Source organism: Bradyrhizobium sp. USDA 4451, assembly GCF_054822585.1.
This window is the reverse complement of the sequence record NZ_JBTRCH010000001.1, coordinates 169,859-195,586: the sequence shown is the minus strand read 5'-3', so window position 1 is coordinate 195,586 and position 25,728 is coordinate 169,859. Positions and strand designations below refer to the sequence as shown.

The 25,728-nt window shown below is 57.2% G+C and carries 27 protein-coding genes; 14 read left to right on the top strand and 13 right to left on the bottom strand.

Going from position 1 to position 25,728, the window contains the following annotated elements:
* Positions 1 to 22 precede the first annotated feature (22 nt).
* The 6 genes from ACVMB0_RS00815 to ACVMB0_RS00790 all read left to right on the top strand — a co-directional run bounded on the left by ACVMB0_RS00815 (position 23) and on the right by ACVMB0_RS00790 (position 7,120).
* Entirely contained in the window at positions 23 to 1,801 is a 1,779-nt protein-coding gene (locus ACVMB0_RS00815; RefSeq protein ID WP_461344969.1) for an FAD-dependent oxidoreductase, read from the top strand.
* 354 nt (positions 1,802 to 2,155) lie between these two features.
* Positions 2,156 to 2,686: an Lrp/AsnC family transcriptional regulator gene (locus ACVMB0_RS00810; RefSeq protein ID WP_461344968.1), complete on the top strand. Its 531-nt coding sequence runs from the start codon at positions 2,156 to 2,158 to the stop codon at positions 2,684 to 2,686.
* A 57-nt stretch (positions 2,687 to 2,743) separates the two neighbouring features.
* Positions 2,744 to 4,156 (top strand): pyruvate kinase, encoded by a 1,413-nt coding sequence (gene pyk, locus ACVMB0_RS00805; RefSeq protein ID WP_461344967.1) that lies wholly within the window; start codon positions 2,744 to 2,746, stop codon positions 4,154 to 4,156.
* A gap of 557 nt (positions 4,157 to 4,713) precedes the next feature.
* On the top strand, positions 4,714 to 5,208 hold the full coding sequence (locus ACVMB0_RS00800) for a hypothetical protein (RefSeq protein ID WP_461344966.1): 495 nt from the start codon (positions 4,714 to 4,716) through the stop codon (positions 5,206 to 5,208).
* 18 nt (positions 5,209 to 5,226) lie between these two features.
* Complete coding sequence (locus ACVMB0_RS00795) at positions 5,227 to 5,763, top strand: endonuclease domain-containing protein (protein ID WP_461344965.1); 537 nt, start codon at positions 5,227 to 5,229, stop codon at positions 5,761 to 5,763.
* A 22-nt stretch (positions 5,764 to 5,785) separates the two neighbouring features.
* Complete coding sequence (locus tag ACVMB0_RS00790; protein ID WP_461344964.1) at positions 5,786 to 7,120, top strand: PIN domain-containing protein; 1,335 nt, start codon at positions 5,786 to 5,788, stop codon at positions 7,118 to 7,120.
* A gap of 163 nt (positions 7,121 to 7,283) precedes the next feature.
* Here ACVMB0_RS00790 and ACVMB0_RS00785 read toward each other — a convergent pair whose 3' ends face one another.
* Positions 7,284 to 7,499 (bottom strand): hypothetical protein, encoded by a 216-nt coding sequence (locus ACVMB0_RS00785; RefSeq protein ID WP_461349566.1) that lies wholly within the window; start codon positions 7,497 to 7,499, stop codon positions 7,284 to 7,286.
* 267 nt (positions 7,500 to 7,766) lie between these two features.
* Here ACVMB0_RS00785 and ACVMB0_RS00780 point away from each other — a divergent pair, with 267 nt between their 5' ends.
* Positions 7,767 to 8,621, top strand: coding sequence for a type IV toxin-antitoxin system AbiEi family antitoxin domain-containing protein (locus ACVMB0_RS00780; RefSeq protein WP_461344963.1), 855 nt, complete (start codon positions 7,767 to 7,769; stop codon positions 8,619 to 8,621).
* On the top strand, positions 8,608 to 9,525 hold the full coding sequence (locus ACVMB0_RS00775) for a nucleotidyl transferase AbiEii/AbiGii toxin family protein (RefSeq protein ID WP_461344962.1): 918 nt from the start codon (positions 8,608 to 8,610) through the stop codon (positions 9,523 to 9,525). Before ACVMB0_RS00780 ends, ACVMB0_RS00775 begins: the two co-directional genes overlap by 14 nt.
* A 1-nt stretch (position 9,526) precedes the next feature.
* On the opposite strand, the gene ACVMB0_RS00770 is transcribed toward ACVMB0_RS00775, so the two are convergent.
* Positions 9,527 to 9,781: a hypothetical protein gene (locus ACVMB0_RS00770; RefSeq protein WP_461344961.1), complete on the bottom strand. Its 255-nt coding sequence runs from the start codon at positions 9,779 to 9,781 to the stop codon at positions 9,527 to 9,529.
* 28 nt (positions 9,782 to 9,809) lie between these two features.
* Here ACVMB0_RS00770 and ACVMB0_RS00765 point away from each other — a divergent pair, with 28 nt between their 5' ends.
* Both ACVMB0_RS00765 and ACVMB0_RS00760 read left to right on the top strand, forming a co-directional pair.
* Complete coding sequence (locus ACVMB0_RS00765; protein WP_461344960.1) at positions 9,810 to 10,010, top strand: hypothetical protein; 201 nt, start codon at positions 9,810 to 9,812, stop codon at positions 10,008 to 10,010.
* Between the two features lie 140 nt (positions 10,011 to 10,150).
* Positions 10,151 to 10,273 carry a hypothetical protein gene (locus ACVMB0_RS00760; RefSeq protein ID WP_461344959.1) on the top strand — a complete coding sequence of 41 codons (123 nt, stop codon included), beginning with the start codon at positions 10,151 to 10,153 and terminating at the stop codon, positions 10,271 to 10,273.
* A 45-nt stretch (positions 10,274 to 10,318) separates the two neighbouring features.
* On the opposite strand, the gene ACVMB0_RS00755 is transcribed toward ACVMB0_RS00760, so the two are convergent.
* The 5 genes from ACVMB0_RS00755 to ACVMB0_RS00735 form a co-directional block, all read right to left on the bottom strand.
* Positions 10,319 to 10,744 (bottom strand): hypothetical protein, encoded by a 426-nt coding sequence (locus ACVMB0_RS00755; RefSeq protein WP_461344958.1) that lies wholly within the window; start codon positions 10,742 to 10,744, stop codon positions 10,319 to 10,321.
* On the bottom strand, positions 10,737 to 11,330 hold the full coding sequence (locus tag ACVMB0_RS00750) for a nucleotidyltransferase domain-containing protein (protein WP_461344957.1): 594 nt from the start codon (positions 11,328 to 11,330) through the stop codon (positions 10,737 to 10,739). The genes ACVMB0_RS00755 and ACVMB0_RS00750 overlap by 8 nt, the downstream gene beginning before the upstream one ends.
* Before the next feature lie 369 nt (positions 11,331 to 11,699).
* Positions 11,700 to 12,008, bottom strand: a complete 309-nt coding sequence (locus ACVMB0_RS00745; RefSeq protein WP_461344956.1) for a hypothetical protein — start codon at positions 12,006 to 12,008, stop codon at positions 11,700 to 11,702.
* Positions 12,009 to 12,052: 44 nt separating this feature from the next.
* On the bottom strand, positions 12,053 to 12,955 hold the full coding sequence (locus ACVMB0_RS00740) for a tyrosine-type recombinase/integrase (protein WP_461344955.1): 903 nt from the start codon (positions 12,953 to 12,955) through the stop codon (positions 12,053 to 12,055).
* Between the two features lie 152 nt (positions 12,956 to 13,107).
* On the bottom strand, positions 13,108 to 13,620 hold the full coding sequence (locus tag ACVMB0_RS00735) for an SET domain-containing protein (protein ID WP_461344954.1): 513 nt from the start codon (positions 13,618 to 13,620) through the stop codon (positions 13,108 to 13,110).
* A 140-nt stretch (positions 13,621 to 13,760) separates the two neighbouring features.
* Between ACVMB0_RS00735 and ACVMB0_RS00730 the strand changes: the two genes are divergently transcribed.
* Entirely contained in the window at positions 13,761 to 17,489 is a 3,729-nt protein-coding gene (locus ACVMB0_RS00730; protein ID WP_461344953.1) for an SIR2 family protein, read from the top strand.
* Here the strand turns inward: ACVMB0_RS00730 and ACVMB0_RS00725 are convergent.
* From ACVMB0_RS00725 to ACVMB0_RS00700, 6 genes are all read right to left on the bottom strand, one after another.
* Complete coding sequence (locus ACVMB0_RS00725) at positions 17,459 to 19,138, bottom strand: carbamoyltransferase C-terminal domain-containing protein (RefSeq protein WP_461344952.1); 1,680 nt, start codon at positions 19,136 to 19,138, stop codon at positions 17,459 to 17,461. The genes ACVMB0_RS00730 and ACVMB0_RS00725 overlap by 31 nt on opposite strands.
* Before the next feature lie 13 nt (positions 19,139 to 19,151).
* Positions 19,152 to 19,979 (bottom strand): 2OG-Fe(II) oxygenase family protein, encoded by an 828-nt coding sequence (locus tag ACVMB0_RS00720; protein WP_461344951.1) that lies wholly within the window; start codon positions 19,977 to 19,979, stop codon positions 19,152 to 19,154.
* Positions 19,980 to 20,352: 373 nt separating this feature from the next.
* Positions 20,353 to 20,571 carry a hypothetical protein gene (locus ACVMB0_RS00715; protein ID WP_461344950.1) on the bottom strand — a complete coding sequence of 73 codons (219 nt, stop codon included), beginning with the start codon at positions 20,569 to 20,571 and terminating at the stop codon, positions 20,353 to 20,355.
* A 315-nt stretch (positions 20,572 to 20,886) separates the two neighbouring features.
* The gene (locus ACVMB0_RS00710; RefSeq protein WP_461344949.1) at positions 20,887 to 21,153 is read right to left on the bottom strand and encodes a DUF3892 domain-containing protein; all 267 of its coding nucleotides are present in this window, start codon (positions 21,151 to 21,153) and stop codon (positions 20,887 to 20,889) included.
* A 423-nt stretch (positions 21,154 to 21,576) separates the two neighbouring features.
* On the bottom strand, positions 21,577 to 22,011 hold the full coding sequence (locus ACVMB0_RS00705; RefSeq protein ID WP_461344948.1) for a hypothetical protein: 435 nt from the start codon (positions 22,009 to 22,011) through the stop codon (positions 21,577 to 21,579).
* 193 nt (positions 22,012 to 22,204) lie between these two features.
* Positions 22,205 to 22,618 carry a hypothetical protein gene (locus ACVMB0_RS00700; protein ID WP_461344947.1) on the bottom strand — a complete coding sequence of 138 codons (414 nt, stop codon included), beginning with the start codon at positions 22,616 to 22,618 and terminating at the stop codon, positions 22,205 to 22,207.
* Here ACVMB0_RS00700 and ACVMB0_RS00695 point away from each other — a divergent pair.
* From ACVMB0_RS00695 to ACVMB0_RS00685, 3 genes are all read left to right on the top strand, one after another.
* Entirely contained in the window at positions 22,595 to 23,263 is a 669-nt protein-coding gene (locus ACVMB0_RS00695; protein WP_461344946.1) for a hypothetical protein, read from the top strand. The two genes, ACVMB0_RS00700 and ACVMB0_RS00695, sit on opposite strands and share 24 nt — an antisense overlap.
* Positions 23,264 to 23,369: 106 nt before the next feature.
* Positions 23,370 to 24,920 (top strand): amidophosphoribosyltransferase, encoded by a 1,551-nt coding sequence (locus tag ACVMB0_RS00690; protein WP_461344945.1) that lies wholly within the window; start codon positions 23,370 to 23,372, stop codon positions 24,918 to 24,920.
* A 184-nt stretch (positions 24,921 to 25,104) separates the two neighbouring features.
* Entirely contained in the window at positions 25,105 to 25,608 is a 504-nt protein-coding gene (locus ACVMB0_RS00685) for an HAD family hydrolase (protein ID WP_461344944.1), read from the top strand.
* Positions 25,609 to 25,728: the final 120 nt, after the last annotated feature.

Sequence of the window (25,728 nt, the reverse complement as noted above, 5' to 3'; positions counted from 1 at the left end):
GCAACACGTGCAGCGAGGCCACATGAACACGCAAGATAATCGTGCTAAACCTGACCCGATCGCTTTCGTCTCCAAAGAGGTGGCTAGGCCGGGTCAGGACCGGGAAACAGATGTCCTCGTGATCGGCAGCGGTGCCGCGGGCTTGTCGGCTGCGCTGTTTGCGGCAAAAGCCGGCCTTCGCGTAATAGTATGCGAGAAATCTCCGCGACTTGGCGGCACGACAGCCCTGTCGAATGGCATGATCTGGGTTCCTCATTCTGCTCAGGCGCGTGCGGCAAACATCAATGATTCCATCGGCAAGGCCAGCACGTACCTGCAGCATGAACTTGGCAAATACTACCGCGCTGAGTTCATCGACGCCTTTCTTCAGGATGGTCCGCCGGCGTTGGCAGCGCTCGAGAAGGGGACGGAGGTCAAGTTCACGCTGGCCGCTACGCCCGATTATCACTCGAGCCAAATTGGCGGCGTTGACAGGGGCCGGGCTCTGAGCCCTGCTCCTTATGACGGGCGGCTTCTAGGCAAGGACTTTGATCTGATTGGCGACCCCATTCGGGTTCTGCTCGGGGGCATGATGATCTCATCAAGTGAGGTCAGAAGCTTCCTCAACCCGTTCCAATCCGTTGCCTCGTTCAAGCATGTCCTAACTCGCCTGAGCCGCTATGCACGGGATCGCCTGAGTTTCAGGCGTGGTACTGAGCTCAGCGGAGGAAATGCCTTGATCGCGCGGCTGCTCGTGAGCTTGCGCAAGTATGATGTAGAGATCTGGCCATCTTCCGCAGCCCTCGAACTCAGCAAGGAGGGCGGGCGCGTCACGGGGGCCGTTGTCAAGCGGCTCAATCGAGACACTCGCGTGCGTGCCTCGCGTGGTGTTATTCTCGCATCTGGTGGTTTTGCCGGGAACGCGCAGTTGAGGGCCGACCTCAGTGGTGCACACCAGCATGACCTTACGTTAGCCCACGCCGACGTCAAGGGCGACGGCATTGCACTTGCAACCGCGCTCGGTGCCGCCATCGACAAAAATGTCGCATCCGCCGGTTTCTGGACCCCGGTGTCGATCTTGAAACGCGCGGGCGGCTCGCAAATTGTCCCGTACGGCTGGCTCGATCGCGGCCGTCCTGGGGTCATTGCAGTTGGCCCAAATGCCAGACGTTTCGTCAACGAATCGAATTCGTACCACGATATTTGCCTGGCAATGTTCGAAAATGGATATCCAGCGGATAAGCGGTTCTACTTTATCTGCGATCACCAGTTCGTACGATTAAGAGGCATGGGACACCTGCTGCCTTGGCCCTGGACATTGAGCATCGGAAAATACGTCCGCCTCGGCTACATCAAGGCAGGTCGAACGATTTCCGAGCTCGCAAAGCAGCTGGGACTGGATTCCGTTGTGCTGCAAAAGACGATCGAAGAACACAACGCGCATGCCGCCCAAGGACGGGATCCCCTCTTTAAGCGCGGGGAATCGGCTTTCAACCGCACGCTCGGCGATCCGACGATGGGAGCAAATCCAAACCTTGGGCCAATCAAAAATGGACCGTTCATCGCGTTGCCGATCGTTCCGGCAACGCTTGGCACGGCGAGCGGATTGGCGACCGACAGTTACGGAAACGTTCTTGATGCACAAGGCAACGCAATTAGGGGTCTTTACGCCTGCGGCAACGACATGACTTCGCCGATGCGCGGAATCTATCCCGGCGCAGGCATAACAATCGGTCCCGCCATCGTGTTCGCATATCGCACTGTCAACGCAATGATGCTTTCCACCGATCAGGAGCAAAAAGCAGTCGCTTCCGGAGCTTGACCGTCCACGCACCGGCTTGGCAGGGATCATGTGTTCGGAGCCGACCGCGCGGATTGACGGGATGGGAGGTCGGACCGCTTTCCGTCACCAGCTCTTGGCAGACGCAGGTGTTGGCCCGCCAGATTTTCGAGGTGGCGGCCGGGTTCAAGCGTACTGAGCCGCGGGGAAAGCGAGGATCGCCGCAGCTCCTCGATGTCGTGCAAGGAGCAGAGCTTCGATAGGTGTTCCAGGGCTATGACAGAAATCGATCGTCCAACAGGTCGGCTGCGCGGTGACGAACCGAAGATGTCGGGACGAGCTGCGCAGTCGTCTGCTTTCCCGGGGCGATCGCAATCCGCTGGCCGCGAGGCAGTGATGCAACTCGACAAGATCGATTTTCGTCTTCTTGATCTCGTCCAACGAAATAATCGCCTCTGTAGTGAACAACTCGGAGGGAAAGTCGGCCTGTCTGCATCCGGAGTTCAGCGTCGGCTAAAGCGGCTTAGATCGAGGGGAATAATAGAAGCGGACGTTTCCATAATTTCTCCAAAAGCAATTGGGCGGAATGTGACGGCAGTGGTTCTCATTTCCTTGGAGCGCGCTCGGGCCGATACCGTTGATCGCCTAAAGCGGAAAATTCGCAAGATGCCGGAGGTGATGAGCGCATTCTACGTCACAGGTTTGGCTGACATCGTCTTGCTCGTCACAGTAAACGATATGGAAGATTACGAGCAGTTTGCCAGGCGTCTGACGGACGAAAGCTCAGACATAAAGCGCCTTGAAACAATGATTGTCATGGATCGGTTCAAGGCAGGATTCACCTTACCAATCACGTCCATCGCATGGTGTCGAGCGAGCGACGAAGATGACACTGGCTGCTCAACTGCCGTCGAACGCGGCCGCTAAATCTTCCCGTTGGATGTCGTCCCTGGATTGATAGCACTCGTTCATTGGAGGAATACGTTGCGTCGCTCGCGTCACGCCAAGATCGTCGCAACCATCGGCCCGGCGAGCGCCGGATCTGAGAAGATCCGAGCTCTCTACCGTTCTGGAGCGGATATCTTTCGGCTAAACTTCAGTCACGGAAGCCATGAGGACCATGCCAGGGCCTATGAGTGTATCCGTGGACTCGAGCGGGAATTTGGTCGACCGATAGGCATCCTGCAGGATCTCCAAGGTCCAAAGCTCCGCATCGGCTCCCTTGAAGAAGGCGGCCTGGTTTTGCGTGCTGGCGAAACGGTGCGCTTTGTGACCGAGGGTACGAAAGGGAACAAGCAATCGATACCCTTGCCCCACCCGGAGATTTTTGCAGCTGTCCATCCCGGACAAGAACTTCTCATTGACGATGGCCGGGTGCGCTTGAAGGTCGCCGAGCCTGGACACCGAGAAATCGTTGCGCAGGTAGTCGTCGGAGGCGCGATCTCCGACCACAAGGGGGTCAACGTACCCGGGGCGATGCTCGATCTATCTCCGCTTACCAAGAAAGATCGGGCCGACCTCGCGTTCGGCATCAATCTTGGGGTCGACTGGGTCGCCCTGTCCTTTGTTCAGAAACCGTCCGACCTGATTGAGGCGCGCGCCCTGATCGGAGAGGCCGCAGGTCTAATCGCGAAAATCGAGACGCCGATGGCGCTCGAGCGCATTGACGACATCATTGGGTTGTCCGACGGCGTTATGGTGGCGCGTGGTGATCTTGGCGTCGAAATCCCGCCAGAGGAGGTGCCTGGCCGGCAAAAAGAGCTCGTGCGCGCCTGTCGGCTTGCCGGAAAGTCTGTCATCGTCGCAACGCAGATGTTGGATTCCATGGTGGCTGGGCCGACGCCGACGCGCGCGGAAACGTCAGATGTCGCGACCGCCATTTATGATGGAGCGGACGCAGTGATGCTGTCCGCTGAATCGGCAAGCGGCGCCTACCCAGTCGAAGCGGTTGCCATGATGGATCGCATCATCAAAAGCACGGAACGGCATCACCTCTATCGGTCTCTTATTGAGGCTTCTCGACCTGACGTGGAGGATACCCCTGCCCACGCTGTCGCGGCCGGAGGCGCAGATCTTGCCGCTACGGTTGGCGCCAAGGTCATCATCGGCTTTACGGCCGGCGGGACGACTGCAGCTCGGATTTCGCGCAGCCGGCCGCCGGTACCGATCCTTGCCCTTACTCCGGATGAGAGGGTGGCGCGGCGCATGAGCTTGTTGTGGGGCGTGCATAGTGCCGTGTCCGGCGACCCTTCCGGTTATGAGGAGATGACGCGGATTGCCTCGGCGGTCGCCCACCAGGAAGACTACATTCGATCGGGCGATTTGGCTGTGGTTGTCTCTGGAGTGCCGTTCGGACTTAGAGGCGCGACCAACAACCTTCGCGTTGTCGTATGTTAGGGCAATATCCTTCGCATCGAACTGCCGGAAGCGACCCAGATGGCCATATGGACCATGCTGAAATTTATGTGTGACCAGGAGATGATAGGGTTCGAGGCCAGCATCAGCCTTCCAAGCTGAATACGAGGGTTCGATTCCCTTCACCCGCTCCAATATTTTCAATCACTTACAGCGTGCTCAGTTCGCCATTCGGATACGCGAACTGATGCTCATTCCGACAATTGGCCGTCTTTTGTTCAACTCGCGCGACGTTTCTTCGCGCCGTTAACGATCTGTCTCGTAGTACGTTTTGCGTGCTTCGGCAGTACTGCGACGGGGTATGGCGACCGTGTGCCAGCATCTTGCGGTTCGTCACCTCGGCGTCGCCGCCCAGTAAAGCTGCCGCATCGCAGCGACGCGAACGAGTGGGGAGCAGGTGTAGTTGGGCGCGAAGGAACACGTCAAATCTCCGTGGATAGACGGAGAGCAGCGCTGTTGACTTAGGCAAGTCGCCTTATCCTCAGGATCCGTAACTGAGTCGCACAGCCTTATCGACAGGTTCTCCACAGGTTACACACATGGCGTCACATCGCGAGATGCACGCTGTCAGCAGCGATCCGGCGAAGGTTCGAAATCTTGCCCTCAGCCTGCTCGCCTTAGCCAAGACAGCAGAAAGTGTCTTTACGGAATGGGAGTTGACATTCCTTCGAGACATCGCCGAGCAATCGGCGGAAATCATGTCGCTCTCTCGTCAGGAGCGAAGGGACTTTAAGTTCAGCAAAGAGCGAGCCGAGGCGTTGCTTGCCTTGCGCGATTTCCGTCTCACAACGCTCCAAGCCGAAAAGCTATTCGAAATTCGCGACGCTGCCGAGTTGCATCGGGATATTGCGGGCGTTAGCGTCAGAAACCTAATCCATCGGTGCTACGAAGCTCGAGCCGATCTCGTAGACGATGACGACGAGCGGTTCATCGAGCGACTTTGGAAGAATGGCGTCCGCGAATTGCGCAGCAACGATTTGCTACGACTAAAGCGGTGCAGCAAGCGATTGGGCGAACTCGAAGAATACATGTAATCGGCGGCGAGCATTCAGATGGTCGATGACCTGTCGAATTTTAAATCTGCCATTGTCTGGCCCGATGAACGACAGCCGGACGAAGCGCCGACTGGCGAATTCATGCCGCTAAGCATGGCGATGGTAAAGGCCATCGAGAGTGCCGTTGAGAGTTTTGCCATGTCAGGCGTGACTGAGAGCCCGATAGAAACGATATTTGGCGCAAAGCTGGCATTGGTGCTGAGACCGGTTTGCGAAGAGTTGGGCTGGGATTTTACGGTTGGCGAGAAACTGGGGGCTGATCTCGTTCTGTATCCGCAGTACCCGCTTCAGCGCTTTAGGTACGACTTCGCAGTTATCGCGAGAGGGCAGACCAAACCAATAGTCCTAGTCGAGTGCGACGGAAAAGACTTCCACTCGACACCGCAGCAGCAGGCCAACGACAGATTGAAAGACGTGGCCGCCTTGAAGGCTGGGATCAGGTTGGTTCGGTTTTCAGGCTCAGAGATAAATGGAGACGTAGATAGTTGCGTTCGCCAAACGCTTGCCGCATGTGTCAGCGCAGCGTTGCAATGACGGGTAACTGCGATGTTCAGTCATGGCTAACAAGATACTTTTTGTCGATACGAACGCGTTTATTCAGGTCCGCGATCTAAAAGACATTCCTTGGCGTGATCTATTCCCAGGTGCGACATCAGTCGATCTGATGGTCGCCGACGCAGTAATTCGGGAATTGGATAAACATAAGACGAGTACGAACGAACGACGACGCACTCGGGCTCGATTGGCGTTGCAACTTATAGATAAGGGCTCGTTGGAGCCGGACTTCGCACTTGTTCTGAAGGACGCGCCGGTTTGCGTGCGTCTCGTGATTTCGAACAATGCGCGGATTGATTGGTCTGCGTACACAAGGCTGGACCCCGCCAACCCGGATCATCAACTCGTCGCGGAAGCGCTGTCCTTCGGAGGAGGGGCGGCAGTATTCTCCCACGATTCTGGACCGCGCATCCGAGCGCGCGTCGAAGGCATCGAGGCATATAGGCCTGCGGACGACTGGCTATTGCCCGCCGAGCAAACTGACGATCAACGAAGAATTAAGCAGCTAGAGCGCGAGGCGAAGGAAAGTAGGCCGAACATTATCGCTTCGTTTGAAGGTCTCAACGATGAGACGTTAGAAGTCGAAGTAATCATACCGGTACTTAAGCCACTTGATCCGGAAATCGCTAGCCGTCTCGCAAGAGAGTACCTGGCCGAACATCCTCGCGCCAAGCTCACGTATACACCGACCGACCCGTACTTGCCGGCGCCCATCTTTGGCATTTCGAGTTACGATGTCGATCGCTACAATAGAGAATACACTTCATTCGAAGAAGCGATCCGGACTTATTACTCCGATCTTCATGATCACGTTCGGCGCATGGCCGCTGCGTGTGCGGTTCAGTATCATGTCAAGAACGATAGCGGGATTGCAGCAGAAGGACTGCGTCTTGAATTTGATCTTGAGGGCGATGGTTTGTTGTTAGCTGATCGAGAAGATGCTGCTGAATATGTCGGACTACAGAGGCCCGAAGCACCAGAGCGGCCGACATCAGTGATGAATTTGGGGCCACCCGTGCAGGCTTGGCCTCCTTCTCCTGATCCAGTGGCATTCCACTGGGTCGCGCGCCCAGAGGTCAGGAGGAACAAGCAAGGTGTGCTTCAGTGTGCAGATTTTCGGCCGAGACGAGTCTATTTGGATAGCATCCTTGTAGCTACCGGTCCGGACTTGCCAAAGCGGCTAAATCTCCGACTCCATGTCGGAGCAACCAACCTTCGGGACCCAGTGAACATTTCGGCAACCCTTGTTATCGCTGAAAAGGAAGTAGAATGGTCTGATCCCGTCGTGCAGGCGATCCTTCCGGAAGAGGTGCGAAACTCGATGACGGCTCGGTGAGTTAAACCGCTTCGCACTTTTCCCGGATCATGCTTTAGTCTGTCGAATTCGGCTTTCAAGCCTTCGCGCGTCGCACTCTCGTCCGTGAGCAGCGAGCTTCGCCTCCGAGAGTGTCCGAGAATAGCGCTTCCAGCGCCATCGCGTCGGGCGGAGGTGAGTTCATCTATGTCTTGGGAGGCGTAACGGTCGATGCCGATGAAGAGACCGCGAAACGCCATGACGCACCTTTAGGACCTGACGATTCCGACCGAGAATGCCGTGTTCGGCCTCTCAAGCACGACAGGGGAGAAATTTGCTTGTTCCCAGCCTTCTCGAACCAGAGGCACCAAACCGCCTCTTCCTGGAGCATTGCGGTTATGCCGACCTTTTCGGCTGTCATCACGGGGGCGCCTGATTTCACTCGAACCAGGTCGCCCGGTTTGAATTCACTTCCTTCCATCTTTCATCTCTTTCGAGCTGCCTTGAGCCTGAGCGTCAATTTGTTCGTTATTTGTTCGTTGCGCAACTGATCCTGAATTATCGTCTACAGGACGCGTCCCGGTAGAAGTAAATGGTTTGGATAATGGCACCGAAATCAACTGATGATTGATAAAGTTAGATAGTTTCAAACTAGCCTTCGGTTTGAAAATATGCTATTATATCAATCATGGATAGACAAAAAGGCCAACTCCTAAACCAGCTCGACAAGCTTCTGCCTGAGGGGCTTGTCGTGGATTCCGCCTGGCTCAAGCGGCATGGCTACTCCACCCAGCTCCAACATCTGTATGTGATGCGTGGCTGGCTCGAACAGCCAACCCGCGGGGTTTTCCGGCGACCGCGCTACGAATTGAGCTGGCAGCAGGTCGTCATATCCCTGCAGGGCATCCTGAACTATTCACCGCTCGTCGTGGGCGGGCGAACGGCGCTCGAATTACAAGGATACGCTCACTACCTGCCGCAAGCGACGACTCGCATTCACCTCTACGGCCCCAAGTCTCCGCCATCCTGGGTGAACAAGCTGCCGGTGTCCGTGAAGTTCGTCTACCACAACGACCGGCGACTCTTCAAAAACGAACCCGTCGCGAAGGGCATAAGCAGTGTCCGCTGGAATGTCGAAACCGGGAAGATGCTCGATGAAACCGCTTTTCGCGGAGGCGACGTAACTCAACTGAACTGGGGCCAATGGGACTGGCCTCTAACCCTGTCGACGCCCGAGCGCGCCGTTTTCGAACTGCTCGACGAATTGCCCAACAACGAAAGCTTCGAACAGGTCGATGCTCTACTCGGTGGCCTTGCCAATCTTCGCCCCGAGCGCTTGCAAAAACTCCTGAAGGATTGCGCAAGCGTTAAGGTGAAGCGTCTCTTCTTTTACTTCGCCGACCGTCACAACCATGCCTGGCTCAAACGGCTTAACAAGCAAGCCGTCGATCTTGGGCATGGTAAACGTATGCTCGTCAAAGGTGGTGTTCTCGATCCGACCTATCAAATAACCGTCCCAGGAGATCTCGATGGCGTTCGCTGACGCTTACAAAAGGCAGGTCGCGCTGTTGCTGCGCGTTCTCCCATTTGTCGCCGAAGAGAAATGCTTCGCCCTGAAAGGAGGAACTGCGATCAATCTCTTCGTTCGCGGCTTACCCCGTCTCTCCGTCGATATCGATCTAACCTATGTTCCTGTCGCGCCGCGCGCCGAGTCCCTCGCCGATATTGATGCGGCCATGAAGCGCATCGTTGCAGAGATTAAAGAGAAGATCCCCGGGGCACAGGTCCATGAGACCCGTAAAGAGGCCACGATCGTCAAACTGGTGGTTCGCTCGCAGAACGTCCAGATCAAGATTGAAGTCACGCCTGTGCTGCGTGGCTGCGTCTTCGAGCCGATCGTGACTTCGGTGCGCCCCGCCGTCGAAGAGGCGTTTGGTTTCGCTGAGGCTCGCACGGTCTCTTTTGCTGACCTCTATGGCGGAAAAATTGTCGCCGCTTTGGATCGCCAGCATCCGCGTGATTTGTTCGATATTCGCGACCTGCTGGCCAATGAGGGAATTACCGATGAGCTCCGCAAGGCCTTCATCGTCTATCTCTTGAGTCACGACAGGCCGATGTTCGAGGTACTTGGCTCGCCACAAAAAGATATCAGCGATGAATTCCTTCACGGCTTCGAAGGGATGACGGACAAGCCCCTTTCAAAGGACGAGCTGGTTGCCGCGCGCAAGACCCTGGTCAAAGAAATTGTCGGTAAGATGCCAGAGGCTCACCGGAAATTTCTCGTATCGTTCGAGCGCGGCGAGCCTGATTGGGATCTCCTCGGCATCCCCGCCGCCGCCGATCTGCCTGCCGTCAAATGGCGTCAACAGAATCTCGACAAACTATCGAAAGAAAAGCGCGCAGAGCTCGTTGCGGCTCTGAAAAAGGTCCTCAAGTCTCTCGCCTAGCTTACCGGCGCGACATGCCTTTCAGCTCCGCCTGACGCCTGGCGACGAGGTGCCGCGTCTCCGCCGTATCGAATCCGGCCTGCTCAAGCTGGCGTATGGTGCCAGTCAGTGCAACGATCTTCGCCCGAAGGTGAAGCAATCGGATCGGCTGCTTTTCTTGCCCTTTGATAAATCCTGCCAGCACTGACCTGCGTGCACAGAGCACGGAGCCCAACCTGAAGACGGGAAGTTTCGACGTCTCGGCCAGATAATACACTTTGCGTCGAAACTCCCGTGAGCGGGCCATGCGAAAGCCGGTTACGAAGATTGGAGCCGATCTTTTTCAAGAACGAATTCTCGATATTCGCGACGAGGACGGCACCGTTGTCCGCGACCTGTTCGATGAGGAAGGCGGCTATCTGACTGATACGTCCCTGCTCAACCGCCGCGTCCGGGAGAAGCTTCAAACGGTTGCCGACAGCATGACGGCGGAAGGCTGGAAATAGGTGGTTGTTGATCACGAGTTCGATTACAGGCTCGCGGCGTCCATGACCACCATCGACACCGTCGAGAGAGAACTGACAGCGGAGGAACAGCAGAAACTCGAAGCTCTGCAACAGCAGCTTGAGACGCTGAGCTGCCGCGCATGTTCGATGAAATTCTCGGCTCGGATCAGGATGTGCCGCGCGCTGGTGCGGGTGAGAAACGGATCGGTGAGCTGCGTCGCCAGATGAAAAGCGATCTGCACCTCTTCGACGATGAAGCGTAGTTTTTCAATACGAATAGGAAGCACATACGCGCGTCTGTTGAATATCTAGGCCGCCGGTGGGGTCAGCTTAGCCACGGCCGCGCTAAGCCGCTTCGTAGCAGCAATCAGATCGGCCAGCAGCTTCTCGTCGATATCAATCCGCCCTTGGTAGCTTGCGAGGTTGCGTTCGTTGTGCGCTTTCAAAAAAATCTGAAGGTCGGCGTTACTCACACCAATGGTGTGCGTTAGCGTCTGATAGACCGTGATCCGGTTTTCCGAGCGATAACCCTCGCGCCGAAGGGCTGCGAGCGCGAACTTATGGGCCGCTTCAACGGCGAGATCGAACTGGCTATCTGTTTCGATGCTTTCATTCTGTGCATCGGCAACGCCGCGCTGCGCCGATTTCAGCATGCCATCGTATTCTTTGCGCAACGGCGGCTCAACTTTGAGCTGGTTGATTTTGACAAGGTTGTCGAGTTCGGGCTTAGCCATGGCGGAGCTCGTTTTCAGAGCCGATAAAGAAGAGCTTGGGCGATTGGCTGATCTTGTTCATGACCGATCCCTCATCGGATACATGACGTTGCCAGTCTTGCGGTGACATAAACAGCGGATGGACAGGGCGCTTCAGCGTCAATTCCGCTTCTTGCGCTGCGTTGTAGAGGTCGGAGAGATTGAGGTCATCGCCAATGACGAGGATATCGACGTCGCTGTCCGCGGTGTCGGAGCCCTTCGCCACGGAACCAAACACGAAGGCTGAGCGGATACCGCTTGCATGCCGCTCGAATGATTTCTTGAGGGGCTCGGTCACGTTGACCGTTTTTTCGAGTAGGCCTCGTAAGTCGTCGAAGACGGGCGCCTGCTTGTTCGCCCGGTAATGCTTCTGATTGCCGACCCGCTCGACCGTCACAAGCCCGCAACGCTGCAAACGATTGAGCTCGCGATCCACCGCTCCCACGCCGGAATCGACATGACGGAGGATCTCCGAGGTGTAGAAAGTTCGCTCGGGCTGGCCGAACAAAAGCCCCATCACACGCTGCTGCACCTTGGAGAAGAGCGTGTCGGATATTCCGAATGTCATTTGTTTAATTCCCATATTGGGAAGTATATTACCCAATATGGGAAAATACAAGGAGTGCAATATAAATACGCAAAATCAATGGCTTGAATGCATCGGCGCCAGGGCCCCGGGCAATCAACGCCCCAGGTGCTTGCTATAGCCGGTTTCAACCAAGGTCTCCGATGTCCTCTCTGCCGGTGTCCTTCAGCCCTTGGCCACAGTGGTTGGAGGGCATGCGATCACGCATCTCCTACAACTTATCAAAGTCACTTCGTTTGAAGCGATGCCGGCGGACCGTGTGCTTGGTGGTTTTGAACTGCGCTGATGTGGGGGCCGGCTTTGGTCCGCGATTGGCGGATGCCTCTCGATGGACACATCGGCTTCGAGGCCCTAGCGCTCGAGCCGCCCGACATAGAACGGGTAGGGACGCGCTCCAGTTTCTCGCAAAGCCTTCCTGCGCCAGCGCCAGTTCGATTGCGCGAAGCGCCGCTCGTTCATCCGCTGGTGGAACGTCCGACGGCCGGAGCGGGTACGAAGTAGGGCGTGTCGCCAAAACGGCCGCCGCAGCGGCTGAGTGAACTTGACGAGATCCGGGCGATCGGAGATGCGCTCGCCGAATACGGCCTTCAGATGATCCACGGCGACTTGCGGCAAATAGCACTGATTGACTGCACGATTGAGGTCGCCATCGTGAAACATTAGGTGACTGCAGTTCGAAGGCAACAGGAATATCGGCAAACGTGCTAGGCGGCTAGCGATCCGATCACATTGGCGCGCTCCAAGGTCCGTCGCAAGGCCTCATCGGAGACGTGCGTATAGATTTCGGTTGTCGCGATGCTCGAATGGCCGAGCAGCCGCTGCACGATACGAATATCAACGCCGCGCTCGATCAGAAGGGTCGCGGCCGTGTGCCGGAGCATGTGTGGCGTGATCCGCCTTTTGCTGTTTGCTTGCCTGGCAATGCCGGCCAATTGAGACCGGAAAGCGTGGGGCGTCAATCGGGAGCCGCGTTGATTGAGGAAGAGCGCGCCCTTGCCTGACAGGCGCCGACGGTCCTGAACGCGCCGCCGAAGAGCCCGTCGAAGCTCCGGATTCGTGACGTAGACGACGCGATCGCGAGAGCCCTTGCCGCGAATGCGTAAGCTGGCCGCATCCTGTGAAATATCCTCAAGATCGAGCTTGCAGAGTTCACCTACGCGAATTCCCGTGGCGATCATCAGGGCGACCTCTATCCTCTCATTCAGACGCGATCGCCTGCGTGCCGGTGAAAAACCTGCCGACGCGAGCAATGCTGCGGTTTCGTCGCCTGAAAGCGCCCGGGGTAGCCTCTTGCGTCGGGCGAGCTTGAGCCGCCAACCCACGAACGGGTCGGAGGACAAGCCTTCGTCGTGCAGGTAACGGAAAAAGCTGCGTAGGCACGCGAGTCGGCGACGGATGGTGGCCGTCGACTGCACCCGCTCGAGCCGCATATTTTCCAGATATGCCCTCAGGATGTCCGTCGTAATCGGCTGAGATCGGCTTTTCGCCGGCAGCCAGCGGCGAAAGTCGGCGAGGTCATAGGAATAGGCGAGCAGCGTGTTGTCGGAGAGGTGTCGCTCGATTGAGCAAAACGTCAAGAATTTCTTGATCAGGTTCGGCAGTTTCACCGTGTGCTCCTGCAGATAATTTGGCGCACATGTGCCGCATCGAAGGCGCGGCGGCTACGTCATCGCGGGATGATCTTGGGGTTACAGTTACCGAATGAACACCGATCACCGCCAAGCTTTACGCTCGGTGCTGTGGATAGGGCGATGTCGCGTCAGCGGCGACGCAGCCGGACGGCTTGGTCCAGCGGTCCGCCCGCCGCGTCGCGCCGTTGCGGCAGCGACCCGTCCGCCAGGACGCGATCTGCGCCGGTAATTCCGAGCCGCTCGCTTCTCGACGCCGGCGTTGCGGTCTTGCGATCCAGAAATGCTCGGCAAGCACCTGGCGCCAGCAACCGGTAGTCTTCGGTCAGCTCTTCGTCTTTCGCGATATCGCGGACTGCGACACTGCCGTCCAGCCCGCTTGACAGGTTTGGCGTCTCCGAGTGGTTCAGAAACACACCATTGTCCCGCGACAGGATCATTTGCCCTGCACCCGTCATGAAGCTGCGCGATAGCAATGTGTTCTGTACCGGGGCCGGCAAGCCGCTGAGGTGCTCCAGCTTTATTTCCTGATCAATGATCGGATCAAATACCCAAATGCACGTCCCGGCCTTGAGCGGCGTAGCAGCAAAGACGCCCAAGCCGTGGATTTTGCTGGGCGCAACGTAGGTCTCAACGATCAGCAACTGACGCTCCCAAGACAGGGTCGAATATCGAAGTGCAACTGGAGAATGTTGATATATCCGGCCGGAGCCGGTCAATATCTCGCATAACACCTGTTTATGTGCAGAAGCACGTCTAGATCAGCGAGCCTGAATAGCTGATCATGCCCCGTCAATCCGAAACTCCTGAAGCTCTGGCACTGCTCGGGCGATTGATCGCTGACCGAGCAACAAGCCCGACGCGTCATCTCTCGCGCATCTGTGTCTTTCTTGGTGCGGGAGCTGATTTGAGTTCCGGCGGTCTCACGTTCTGGGAGTTGAAACGGCAGGCGCTTCTAGAGTTCAGTAAGAGACGGTTGTTCGACATCACTTCCTCCAGTGATATCGAGGCTGAGTTCGAGTTGTTGTTCGCTCAGCAGGCTCCCGACGACAAGGCTCTTCTCATCGACTGGCTGTTTCATCGGATGGAGCCGCTCCAACCGTCCGACGCCTACAAACTGCTTGTCTTGTTGGCTGAAAATGGCGGCGTCGACGCGATCGTTACGACTAATTTCGACGGGATGCTCGAAAGGGCTGAGCAGGAGCTCGGACGGGACCTGTTCCAGATCTACGCCCCAGGGATTGCACGGCCGTATCTGCTCGCAAACGAGCGCTTTCGGCCACCTCGTAAGCCTTACCTCAAATTGCACGGGGACATCGCCTCTCGGTCGTTGATGTTTCTTACGACCGAAGAAATTCAGGCCCCGCCATATGATCCTTCGATGCTCGAACTGCTCAGCGACATCCTGCGTACGCACGACCTTGTGTTCGTCGGGTATGGCGGCAACGATCCGGCGCTTGCCGAGATCATCGCGGACGCGGTCAGCGGTACAAGCAATCGGATATTCTGGTGCGGTCCAAATCGTCCGGCACCGGAGTCGCCCCTGGTCAGGTTACTTGGCCCGCGGATGCGTCAGGTGCGCGGAAAATTTGATGACGTGATGATGGAAGTCGCTCGACCGGTTCTTGAGCGACCGTCCCTGCAAACGATCGAACCGACGTATCTTCGCTGCCTCTTCGAGTGGCGGCTCGACTACTGCAATCGAGAATATATCAAGGCCTACGGCGTCCGCGACGGTACTTCTCTGGTCGAAACCTTTGCGCGGCGCCCCCGGGTCGAGGACCAGATCCGGCAATTTCTACGATCAAATCGCGTCCTGACGCTGGTGTCTGGACCGTCGGGGTTCGGAAAGACCACCCTTGGGATACGACTGCATACGACGTGGGAGGGCGATCAAGGGAGCCGATTGTTGCTGATCCGGTCACGCGTGCTGCAGGGTGTGGGCGACATCGAGCAATATGTCGCCGAACAACTCGGGGGCCTCGGATCGAGCGGACCGTTCTCGCTATTCCGCTTCGAACGGTGGCTGGCCCAAAGCCAGCAGCGGTTGGTTCTCTACATCGATGGTATCAACGAATTCAGTCCCGATCTGGCAAGATGCGTGCAGCTGTTCCGCAATATATTGCGGTTTTGCTATTTCCTTCCTGAGACGGACAGCGCAATCCGCGTGGTCGCGACCATACGCCAGGAGACATGGAACGCGATGCTGCTGCACATCGATTTGCAGCAGCTGCAGAAGACCCTCTGGACCGAAACAGCCACGGATCAGGGCGTCGGCACGATAGCCTGCGGCGAGTTTACCGATGATGAGCTAAGCGACGCCGTCGGGCGGCTACGGGATCGCGGCTATGCGATGGTCAACACCGAGCAAGTGTCGCCGACGGTCTTCAATCAACTGCACGATCCCTATTTGTTTGGTGCCGTTGCCGACGCTTCGCACCGCGGCATGTCAGCAATACCAGGCGCGCGCATCTATCAACAGGCGCTCGAGGAAAAGCTCGTCCGGCGGGGCTCAATGATCGACACGTCAACGCTCAAGGATGTGCTCGCCACCCTAGCACTTGGCACGTTGACGCGTCAGCAGGATAGATTCCGCGAAATTGACATCGAGCCGCCGACCTTGCGGGGCGAGATCATTCGCCTAATGAAAGATCTGCATGTCTTCGTCGATGCCGGCGACGGCTTCCTGCAATTCGATCACGATCGAACGCTTGAGTTCTTCCTTGCGCTGGGTCTGGGATCGGGGCGCGGCCCGAGCCTCGAGACAGTGGACGACCTACTGCGCTATCTAAAGTCATTCCGGACGCAGGCGAAGCCGATCGCCGCGGCGCGGCTGTATTTCGAGCTGCTTCCACAGAAGCGGTTCGCGATGATCGATAGGATACTTCGTTCGCTTGATGAACGGGTTGGCCAATACGGGCTTGCGGACCGGGAAATGCTGTTTGGCTTCGGCCGCGAAGTGCTTTCGGATATGACTGAACAGGCCGACCCGGTCGCGTTGCAATATCTGATGGACCTGTCCAGTGCAGCAAGCCAAGGCGGCATCGGTCCAAATCTGCTTCGTACGGCGGTACAATTCGGCGCGGGATTGACCGTGTCGGACGCGATTCAGGTCCTTACCAATATCTCGGATAGTGTTTCCTCGCCTGCCGCGATCGAGGCCAACATCTATGCAACCGATCGACTCGTCAAACTGTATCTCGAAGCGGGCTGCCCGCCAGCGCTGCTGACCAAGGATGAACCTTACGCGGCTTTCTTCGCGGATGAGAGGTGCGCAAGCTGGCAGCGGCTCGGACGGCTGCTAGGCTTTGCCGCCCATCTTGGCCCCGACAACACTCATCCCGACGAGTATGCCGGAACCTTGCGCTCGCTCGATGCGTCGCTCGATATGCTGCTCCAGGGCCAAACGTGGACCAAATCGGACGCCGACGCGATCGCCGATCATATCCGGAGATATTGCGATCGCCTGATCTTCAACGCGCCGCTTGAGGCGATCGAACAATTCTTCGTTCGAGAGGACCGCAGCGCCTTTACCACGATCTTGACACGATTGGGCGCGGGGGAGGCTCTGACGGCGGAGCAGTTCGATATGCTTCAGCCGTATACGCAAACCCTCGATACGGAGATCGAGTATCATCTCTGCCACCTGCTCATCGCGATATCGAGCTTCAACGACTTCCGTCTCACGCTGGATCTGGTCAAGTCGAGATTGTCCGCAATCTCGCGGTCCTCGTCACCCATCGAGATCGATTTCCTGCACGCCGCGCTCGTTTATCTGCATGTCCTGCACAACGCGCCATACGAAATCGAGGTGTTCGCCGATTTTGAAGCAAGGATCCTGAGAGATTGGCCTGACGTGCTGCTGTTCAGGCCGGGACTGGACCGGGGGGAGCGGCGCGGCTTTCAGGATCTGTTCGATCGAATCTTCGAGGACGGATTTGGCGTGATCTATCCCTACGGCGTGCTGCTGCCATCACTGCGGCGGCAGAAGCATCCGTACAGGGATTACTTGCGCGAGATTCGGTCCCAGACCGAAACCCCGCTGCCGCTCTACACGCACCATCTCGAAGCTTTCCTAGCGGCAGGACGGATCGAGGAATCCATTCAGCTGCTGCAGGCGTTGGCTGGGATTATCGTGATTTGGCCGACCGAGGGGCTACTCGCGCTGCGCAGCATCATAGGACACCCGGATCCCCGGATTAGACGGGCGGTGGTGCGGGTTCTGGCCGAATCCTATAGTCGACATCCTGCTGAGACGCTGTCCTTCCTGAGAAGGAGTGGCGCAGCCGTCAGCGAGGAGGATCTGATCGAGATCAAGATCCGGCAGGATGCCCACATCGGACGCCGGCAGATCAATGAAGAGGAATGGGCACGCATTGGCCATTTCCTGCTTTCGCGCCCCGGCGCACTCGGACTTCTGGTCGAATGCACCATGGAGCTGCTGGGCGCGAGATCGCTTGATGATGCGGTTCGGGCAGTGCTTCATCGGCTCGAGCTAATGGCGGCGCGGTAGAAGTCGCCATCGAGATACAAGCCATCGAGCTCCATTCCGAGAAAAGCATCGATCGCGTCAAGCGGAGTCTCGACAATGGGTTCGCCGCGGCGGTTGAATGACGTATTCAACAACACCGCCCGCCCGGTGAGCGCTTCAAATTCTTGCAGCAGGCCGGCAAGAAGCGGATTACTTCGATGGCGAACCAGCTGAACCCGCGCTGTGCCGTCGACATGCACGACCGCGGGGGCTTCAGTACGGCAGCGCTCGCGGACGCGAGCGACCCTCAGCATGTATGGATCGGCGCACCGCCGGTCGTAAAAGTAGTCATCGTAGCGATCTTCGAGAACCATCGGAGCGAGTGGTCGAAACGGCTCCCGCTTCTTGAGCAAGCGATTGATGCGTTCCTTCGTAGAGATCTGCAGCGGATCGGCAATGATGCTTCGACCACCCAGCGCCCGGGGGCCGATTTCGGACCCTCCGTTGACTAGGCCGATCACGTCGCCCGTTGCGATAATTTGCGCAAGATCTCGGGCGGTTCGAACCGAGGGATCGAGGCTCAGCCGCGGATAGAATTGCTGGACTGCCTTAGCCCGCTCGGCTGCCGCGTAGGTCCGCCCCGGACGCGCAAGAGCGGGATTGACTTCCCCATCGCGGAACGTCAGCTGTGGGGGCCGCTTTCGTTTCTCGAATTCGTGGAGCCAGAAAGCGCCGAAACCCAATCCGGCATCCCCACTGTGCGAGGCGATCGAAAACGGAACGTCGAACGGCGCGTTCTCGATCAGATACGAGTTCGTCACGGTGTTGAGCGCGCAGCCGCCTGCGATGCACAAGTGATCAAGCGCTCTATTGCTGAAGAATCCAAGAGCACGAAGCGCAGTCTCGTTGATGACGGCTTGAACGCTGGCCGCAAGGTCCGCCTTCGCACCGAACACATTCGGGGATTGCACGAGCAGCTTCTCGATCGCATGCGGCAAATCGGGGTTATCGAGAGCGCAACGAAAGAAATCGTCCGGGTCGTCCCGATACTGAATGAACCGCTTCAGCATATCGGCATGGCGTGGTTCGCCATGAGATGCAAGACCCATGGTCTTGCCGGCCTCGAGTGGCTCATATCCCAATTCGGCGGTCACGAGTTCATACAGTAGCCCCATCGAATCCGTGACCATGATCGGGAAATCGTCACCTTCGACGGTCGCGCGGCCCAATGTCTGGCCAAGAATCCGGTATCCCTCCGGACCAAACAGAAAGAACGAGAAGGTCTCACGCTTAGCGCGAACCTGGTCTTCGATGGGACCAACGATTGATCCAAAGCCATCATAGACCAATACTCCGGCCTTTGAGCCGGGTGGCAACATCATGTAAGCTGAAGCCGCGTGGCAGAGATGATGAGGAAACAGCCGAAGATTGCTGCCCTGCAGCTCCGTACGCACCCTGGTCGGCAAAGTATCGCTCGACACGATCGCTGCGACGTCCGACAGTTTAATTCTCTCGGCGGCCAGACAATAGTCGATCGCGAGTTGCACTGGGCTCTCGAACCAGTGCGTCTCTCCGTACTTGCGCCGTGACAGCCGCTCCTGCTCAACGGCAACACGAATATCGCCGTCGCGCATCAATGCCGCAGAGAAGTCATGGTCGGAGCCACCGAGGCCAAGGACCCATTCGGACATTTTATTTGGATCCTTACCCTTTCAATCCGAATCGGAGCGGATTGGCCCTGACATAGCCACCGATGTCGACGTGGCAGTTGGCGTCGCCGACAATCCATGGCTGACAAAGCTCGGGTGCGAGGTCGGCAAAAAACAGCACGCTGACCCGTTCTTCGCAGCCCTCGGGTGAGCGGACCTGGTGAAACAGAGGGCGCAACCTGCCATCGGTCATCAACGCCGCGGCGCCGCCGAGCATCGCGATCACATGGCACTGCGCGGGCGCGATAGCGAGGAAATCGCCGCTCGGACGGCGAACCTCTAGGCCAGACGCGGTCGCGTAGCCAAGCGTAAGGAAATGGCCGTCTTCATGCTCCTCATTGATGAATGCCGACCGGACTTCGTTCGGACGCGAGTAATTGATTTGCAGCGTCGACCAGCGGTGCAGCCCCCCGGCCAGGGCAGCCTCGAAGCAGCGGTCGGTCACACGGCGCGCGAGTGATGCAATTATTGCTTCTGCAAGCCGCTCGAGCTCACGAAACGCACCAGCGCAGGCGCGATTGAGATCGTTGGCCACAGATACATCGAAGGCGTGCGCCGACGATGCTGCGGTTGCCGAAAACGTCTCCATGTCGTCGGGACGATCGGATGCCTTGGAATATTCGATACCATACGGGCGGTACCCGACGCCCGACGCAATCTGGCAGGTGTCCTTCATGGCCTGCGGCGAGCGAAAGAACTCGATCGCTGCCGCGACAACTTGCTCAATGGCATCTGATTCCAATGGAGTGAGTTGAACTTCCGCCCACGCTTCATTGGCGATGCGTTCGACCACGGCTTCCGAAGCCCGAATGGTCCTGACCATTGACCTCTGGCTTCCTATAAACAGGTGTTATCGTACAATTTCGACAAAGGGGCGAAATCAAATTAGCATTCTACATGTAATTGTACTTGGACAGCTGCCCTAAGCAAGGGCGAAAATACTGATTAACTAGGGATTTCACGGCTTTTCTGACCGGTTTGGGTGCTTGAGCTTGCGCCAAGACCCGGCGGGCCTAGGCCCGGCGGTCATGGAGAGCGGCAGGGCCGAGCGCTGGATATCCAGTGGATTGACGTGAGTAACGAGGCCAGCTCAAGCGACCTGTGAAGCGCCATTGCTGCCAATGAGCGTTTCAGAGATTGCGCCGGGGAAGACGCCGAAGAATGTCTCGATCGCCTTGAGCCTGGTCTTCAGCTAGTCAGGCCCGAAGACGTTTGACCTGGCGCGGGTCGGCAATGAAGACCACAGCCGCACATGTTAGCGATGAGATCAGAAAAAGCAGCGTCACCGTCGAGAACATCGCCACATCCCTCTCACCGGGGTCGATTTTGGTCTCACCTCGCATGCCGACATCAGCGCCGACCTCGCCATCGCACCACGGACGGGACTTACCATGGGCCGTTGCCGGGTGGATCATGGCGATTGTCTTGGAAGCTGGCCTCTCAGGAGGGCCGAATCACGGCGTCAGATATGGCTGACTCAAATGCCAATGCGAGGGCAACAGTTCTTGGGCAGGAACTCGTGGAGCACCGTGAGACACGTTGCGGCGCAGTACCTCAGTAAGGATGCCACGATAGACGTTACCGATGCGATCAACCGACTGGAGACCGCCTCGATAGATTCTTAATGCAGTTCGTCCCCAAACCCGGCGCATAGCCAAGGATAAAGGCCCGCTGTCCGGGCCTTTTTTCTCTACGTCGTTGAATTTATCCAATCCGCAGCGCGTCCAGCTTCATGGGCACTCCGGCAGCGCTAAGAGATTGTCATTGTAGTAGCCATCTGCGTGAGTCCGAACGTACTTTCCGTTCGGACCGTCAACGACTCCAACGTCTGCACGCGTGCCGCCGACAAGCGTGAAAAATGTATTCGTGCCGTTCTCAATTGACTGGATGACTTGTGATCTCGGCCACTTCCAGCCGGCGCCCCCGAGGTGCGTGATGCCTTCGTGCGTGTCGTTTCGTGGAAGCTTATTGATGCAGGTAACTTGTGCGTCTGGCACTTCTTTTCTCCAAATAGAAATCTCGAAAGCCTCTGACCGCGTAGACCACAAAATACGGCGATAATGTTTTGATAGTCTCCACGGACTGTTCCCAGCAAAATGATGGAATCAACAACTCGGGGCAGTTTTCGAAAAACCCTTACTCCGGAGCTATTTTCGTCGCTCCCGTCGCAAAATTAGTGTCCGATGCCTACCATCCCCTGCATTGCGATCCCCTGCATCTTTGCAAAATCTGCGAGCTTTTCGCGCGAGAACCGTGGGGCTTTTTCTGTTTTCCATCAAGCAATCCGCATGCCGAGGCGGTTTTTCCGTTCCACGAGGAAGCCTTCCTGCTATGTCACAGGATCGCGAGCGCGATCGTGACAAGCACCAAGAGCGCCATGCCGACGGCGATCAGTATTCCAAGCTGCTCGAGCCGTGGCTTCATTGGAGGCGGTATTTCCTGCCGTTCGTATTCGGGTCGGTGTTGTCGCTCGAGGAGAACATCAGGATTGGTACGGTCTCATCCTCTTCCTTGTAGAGCCGGTAGAGGCCTCGGCCCTTTGCCGCGATCTCTTGCGGATCACTATTGGCGGGTCCGATTAACACGTCGTCTTCGTAAAGCTTGGCCTCCCGCAACTGCCGGATCGGGTACTTTACGACGATCACCCAGGCGCCTCCCTGCCAGCGGCGGAATACGCCGTGCAGGCTGTAGTCGACCGGCTGGGCTGGCAGAAGAAAAAGAAATCCGCTTGCGGCAACAGCAAGTGCCGTCGAGCCGAGCGCGACATGCGTGCTGACATCCCCGTGACTGTCTTTCGGAAGGCCATCGGCTCTGACCGCGCCCGCCACTACGTAGAAGCTATAGGCTTCCGACATGCCCTAGGCGCGGCCATTGTGGAAGCCGATGCGGTAGGCGATGCAGATGCAAAGGATCAGCAGGGCTGTACACGTCAACGTAACAAGGAATGGGGTCACGGCCGCTAAACTTCGGGTTGTCGCTCGCTGATCGGGCAATCCGTATAGCGGCTTGTGACGACGAATAAACCGCGCGACGGCCCGTGGGGCGACTTTATTTCTGTCCGTTATGGACTGTTTCGGTAGTCCGTGACGCTTGCTGAGGCGAAGCACGGATTTTTGTTTTAGGCATGATGGCGCGCAGCATCGACAAAATCGCTTCCCATTGGGCCAGGTTTGCACGAACTTGTGCGAGAAATTCATGCGAGCTGACGAGCTCTGGATTTCCCTGATCTGAGTCAATTATCGCGGTTGGGCCTATGATGACATCCGAAGAACGAGCCTTGGCTTCCGCCGCGGCGCAGTCTCGGAGATATTGAAAGACGTCGAAATTCCAGAAGCGGCCGGCGCGACGCGTAGCAGCCCAGACCGTGCCCGAATGAAGTGTCGTGACCGCACGCAGCAGACGGTCCTGAGCGGGGCTTCTCGCCTCTCGAAGTGTCTGATGGCGATCGGCAAAGCGCTGCAATTACCGCCGACGGCCTGCCATGACCGCAATCGCCTGTGCCTGCGCTCGGTTTGCCAACATCTGCTCGACCGCCACAATCGTCGCGCGAGCGGCGTCGGACCTCGCTTGGCGAACCGATCTGAAGCGCAGAATGAAGCCGTTGAGATCGTCAGGATCATCAGCCGAGGCATCGTAGGCAAAGACATCGACACACTGCATGCCGATCGTCTGCAGCGCGTCTTCAACGTGTCCGAGCTTTATGTCGTAGCCTTACACCGCATCCTCGGCGCTTTCGCCGGAATCATGACGCGTCGAAAGCGCATCGCCGGCGCGTGCAAGGGCGACGATGGCGACGCGATCGAGCAGGGAGGTGTCCGCGTTGGTTTGGGAGACGTCTGTCAGAAAGTTCTGAGCGCTTGGATCCGGAGCGCTGCCCCACTTGGAGCAAAAGTTTACCGCGCGCTCGTCCTTGAGGTGAGCAGGAAATACCGGACGCACCGCACTGCCGTCGACACCGCGTGTATTGACCACTGCGATGGCAAGTCGCGCATCGTCGCGCGCGGCGACACGAATGATAGCACGCTTGAGCTTGCCATTTTTCACACAAGGTTTGGCGCGCTTCAGACAGATTGTCGCGAAACCACCGGCTCAAGTATCTGGCCATAGAGAGCGTGAATCTTTACCCCAGCGGGTTTGACGGTCCGAGTGAATTGCTAAGCGCTGGTACGAAGCTTGCTTAGGGGCAGGATCTGTTTTCTCGGATCGGTGGAGCATGTCAGGTATCGCTGCCGCTTTTCTATTGCCTTGGAGTAGTTCCCATCAGACGGTTTATGATCGGCTCCAGCACATGCTTCCAAAGCTCGCACTTCGTGGACAAGCAGAAGTCGCCGTCACCGCCTTCACGCACAACAAAGGCATTCGAGATGGAAGCGTGTCTCAGCCATCATACGAACTGTCTCCCATTCGCAAGAATAGGCAAGATCTGGAGGTCAGTCCGCACGTTGCGATCGCCCTTATCAGCGGCCGAGCTTGCAGGCATCCCAAGCGTACGGCCTCATCCCGTCAACTGACGATGTCGGTAGACGGAGCGTTGGCAAATGGCCATGAGGTCAGGGCAGAACTGATTGCCCAAGGTCACACCCGGGTTGGTCGGACGGACGCCGAGCTGTTGCTCAAGCTGATTGAGAAAATTTGTGAGAGAGATTATTGGCGGCAAGGCGTGCCGGTCAAGTATGAGAACGTTTTCCGTGAAATCGATGAGCGCATTGATGGAGCTATCAGTGCGCTCTTGCTGGACCCAGAGGGAAATCTAGTTGCGTTTCGCAATAGATATGGTCTGCGTCCGTTGGAGTTCATGCAGACGAACGATGGATTCTTGCTCTTTGCCTCGGAAAATTGCGCCTTTGCCGGGCTTCGAGGCGAGTCAGATCAAATCCTGCCGGGCTACATCAAATATGTGGATGGCAAACGGGGGCATTGCCTCGATCATCGCGTCAGTGTTTCTCAAGAAACCGCCAAGCTATGCGTTTATGAGACCCTCTACCTCGGAAACCCGGATACGTCTATCGAGGGCCAATCTCATCGCGAAACTCGTTACAATATCGGCTTGTCGCTAGGTGATCTTATTGCCCAACGGATCTGCGCTGAGCAGGATCCAGATCCCATCATCGTCTCGTCCATGCCTCATACCGGAGGGCCCTACGCTGACGGGTTATTTTCATCTCTGGTAGCACGCGGCGTTAACGTCGAACGACGGGAAGTCATCGAGACGCAGTTCTCTGAGCGAACTCTCATCGGCCCAACCAGCGAGCGCAAGCATCGTATCGCGTGCAAGTATCGGCTGGCTTCGACTGACGTTGGTAGACGCACAATACTCATTGCCGATGAAGCCCTCATTCGTGGCGATACCAGCCGGACCATAACGAATATGCTCCTTGCTGCGGGCGTCAAAGCTGTCCATTGGGCAATCGGCTCGCCACCTATCGTGGCTCCGAATTACTACGGCGTGGATATTGAGGCCATCGATGAACTGGCCTTTTGGCAGGCATGGAAACGGCTGCCCGCCCAACAGCAGAAGCAAAGCCTGCTGTTCAAAGACATCGAGCCGCGTGTTCTCCAATCGGTTGAAAGCAGAATCGCCGCCGCGATCAACGCGGCAACTGTGACTTACTTGCCCTTCTCCCGATTGTCCTCGTTGCTGCCGCGGGGGAGCGAGGGAGTAGATTTATCACCCTTCACATTCGAAATGCCAACTCCTGCAGGTCAAAGCCGCGCAAACAGAGATCTGCATAACCTTGTCGCTGACTACCAGAGCGCTGCCTGAGGGCTGAATATCATGAGGCCGGTTCTTGTTTTTGATTGGAATGGCACGTTGCTTGACGATGCCAGCGCACTCCTCCAAACGACGAATGCCATCCTGGAACGCTTCGGTCGCCCGGCGATCGATTTAGACACCTTTCGGGATCATTGCGATGTCCCACTGTCCATTCTCTTTCCGAAACATCGGGATGTCAGAATCGGAAATCGCGGCCGTAGATCGCGATGGGAGTGCAATCTTCCATGACACTTACGAGCCGCTGGCCGACAAAGCAGATCTGCGCGTGGGAGCGCGCGCAATGCTGGAATGGGCTCGCCAGGAAGCGGCTTCGTCCATCATCGTGAGCAACCATATAGTCGCACCTCTTGTTGCTCAATTACAAAGGCTCGGCATCGATCGCTGCTTCAACGACGTCCTGGCCTTTGAAAGCCGCGCCACGCAGTATAAGACGATGAGTAAAGGGGAGCGTCTCCGGCGATATATGGAGCAAAACGATCTAAAGCCCGAGTCGACTTTCATTATCGGGGATATGCCAGTAGAAACCGATATTGCTCGAAGTCTTGGACTGATCAGCGTAGCCATTGCCGGCGGATTTGTTTCTGAGGCACGCTTAAGGGCTGCGAATCCGGACCACATCATCCACAACTACCACGAGCTATTACCGATCGTTCGAGAGCACGGCTTTTTCCACTAGGCGGGTAGTGGAGGCGCGGCAGCTAATAGTCCAATGCCGGCGAGAGGCGCAGGGCTTCGGTCCCGCGTCTTTTTCAAGATTCCGGCCGAGCGCGATCCGAGCGAAATGTCTTGCTCGACA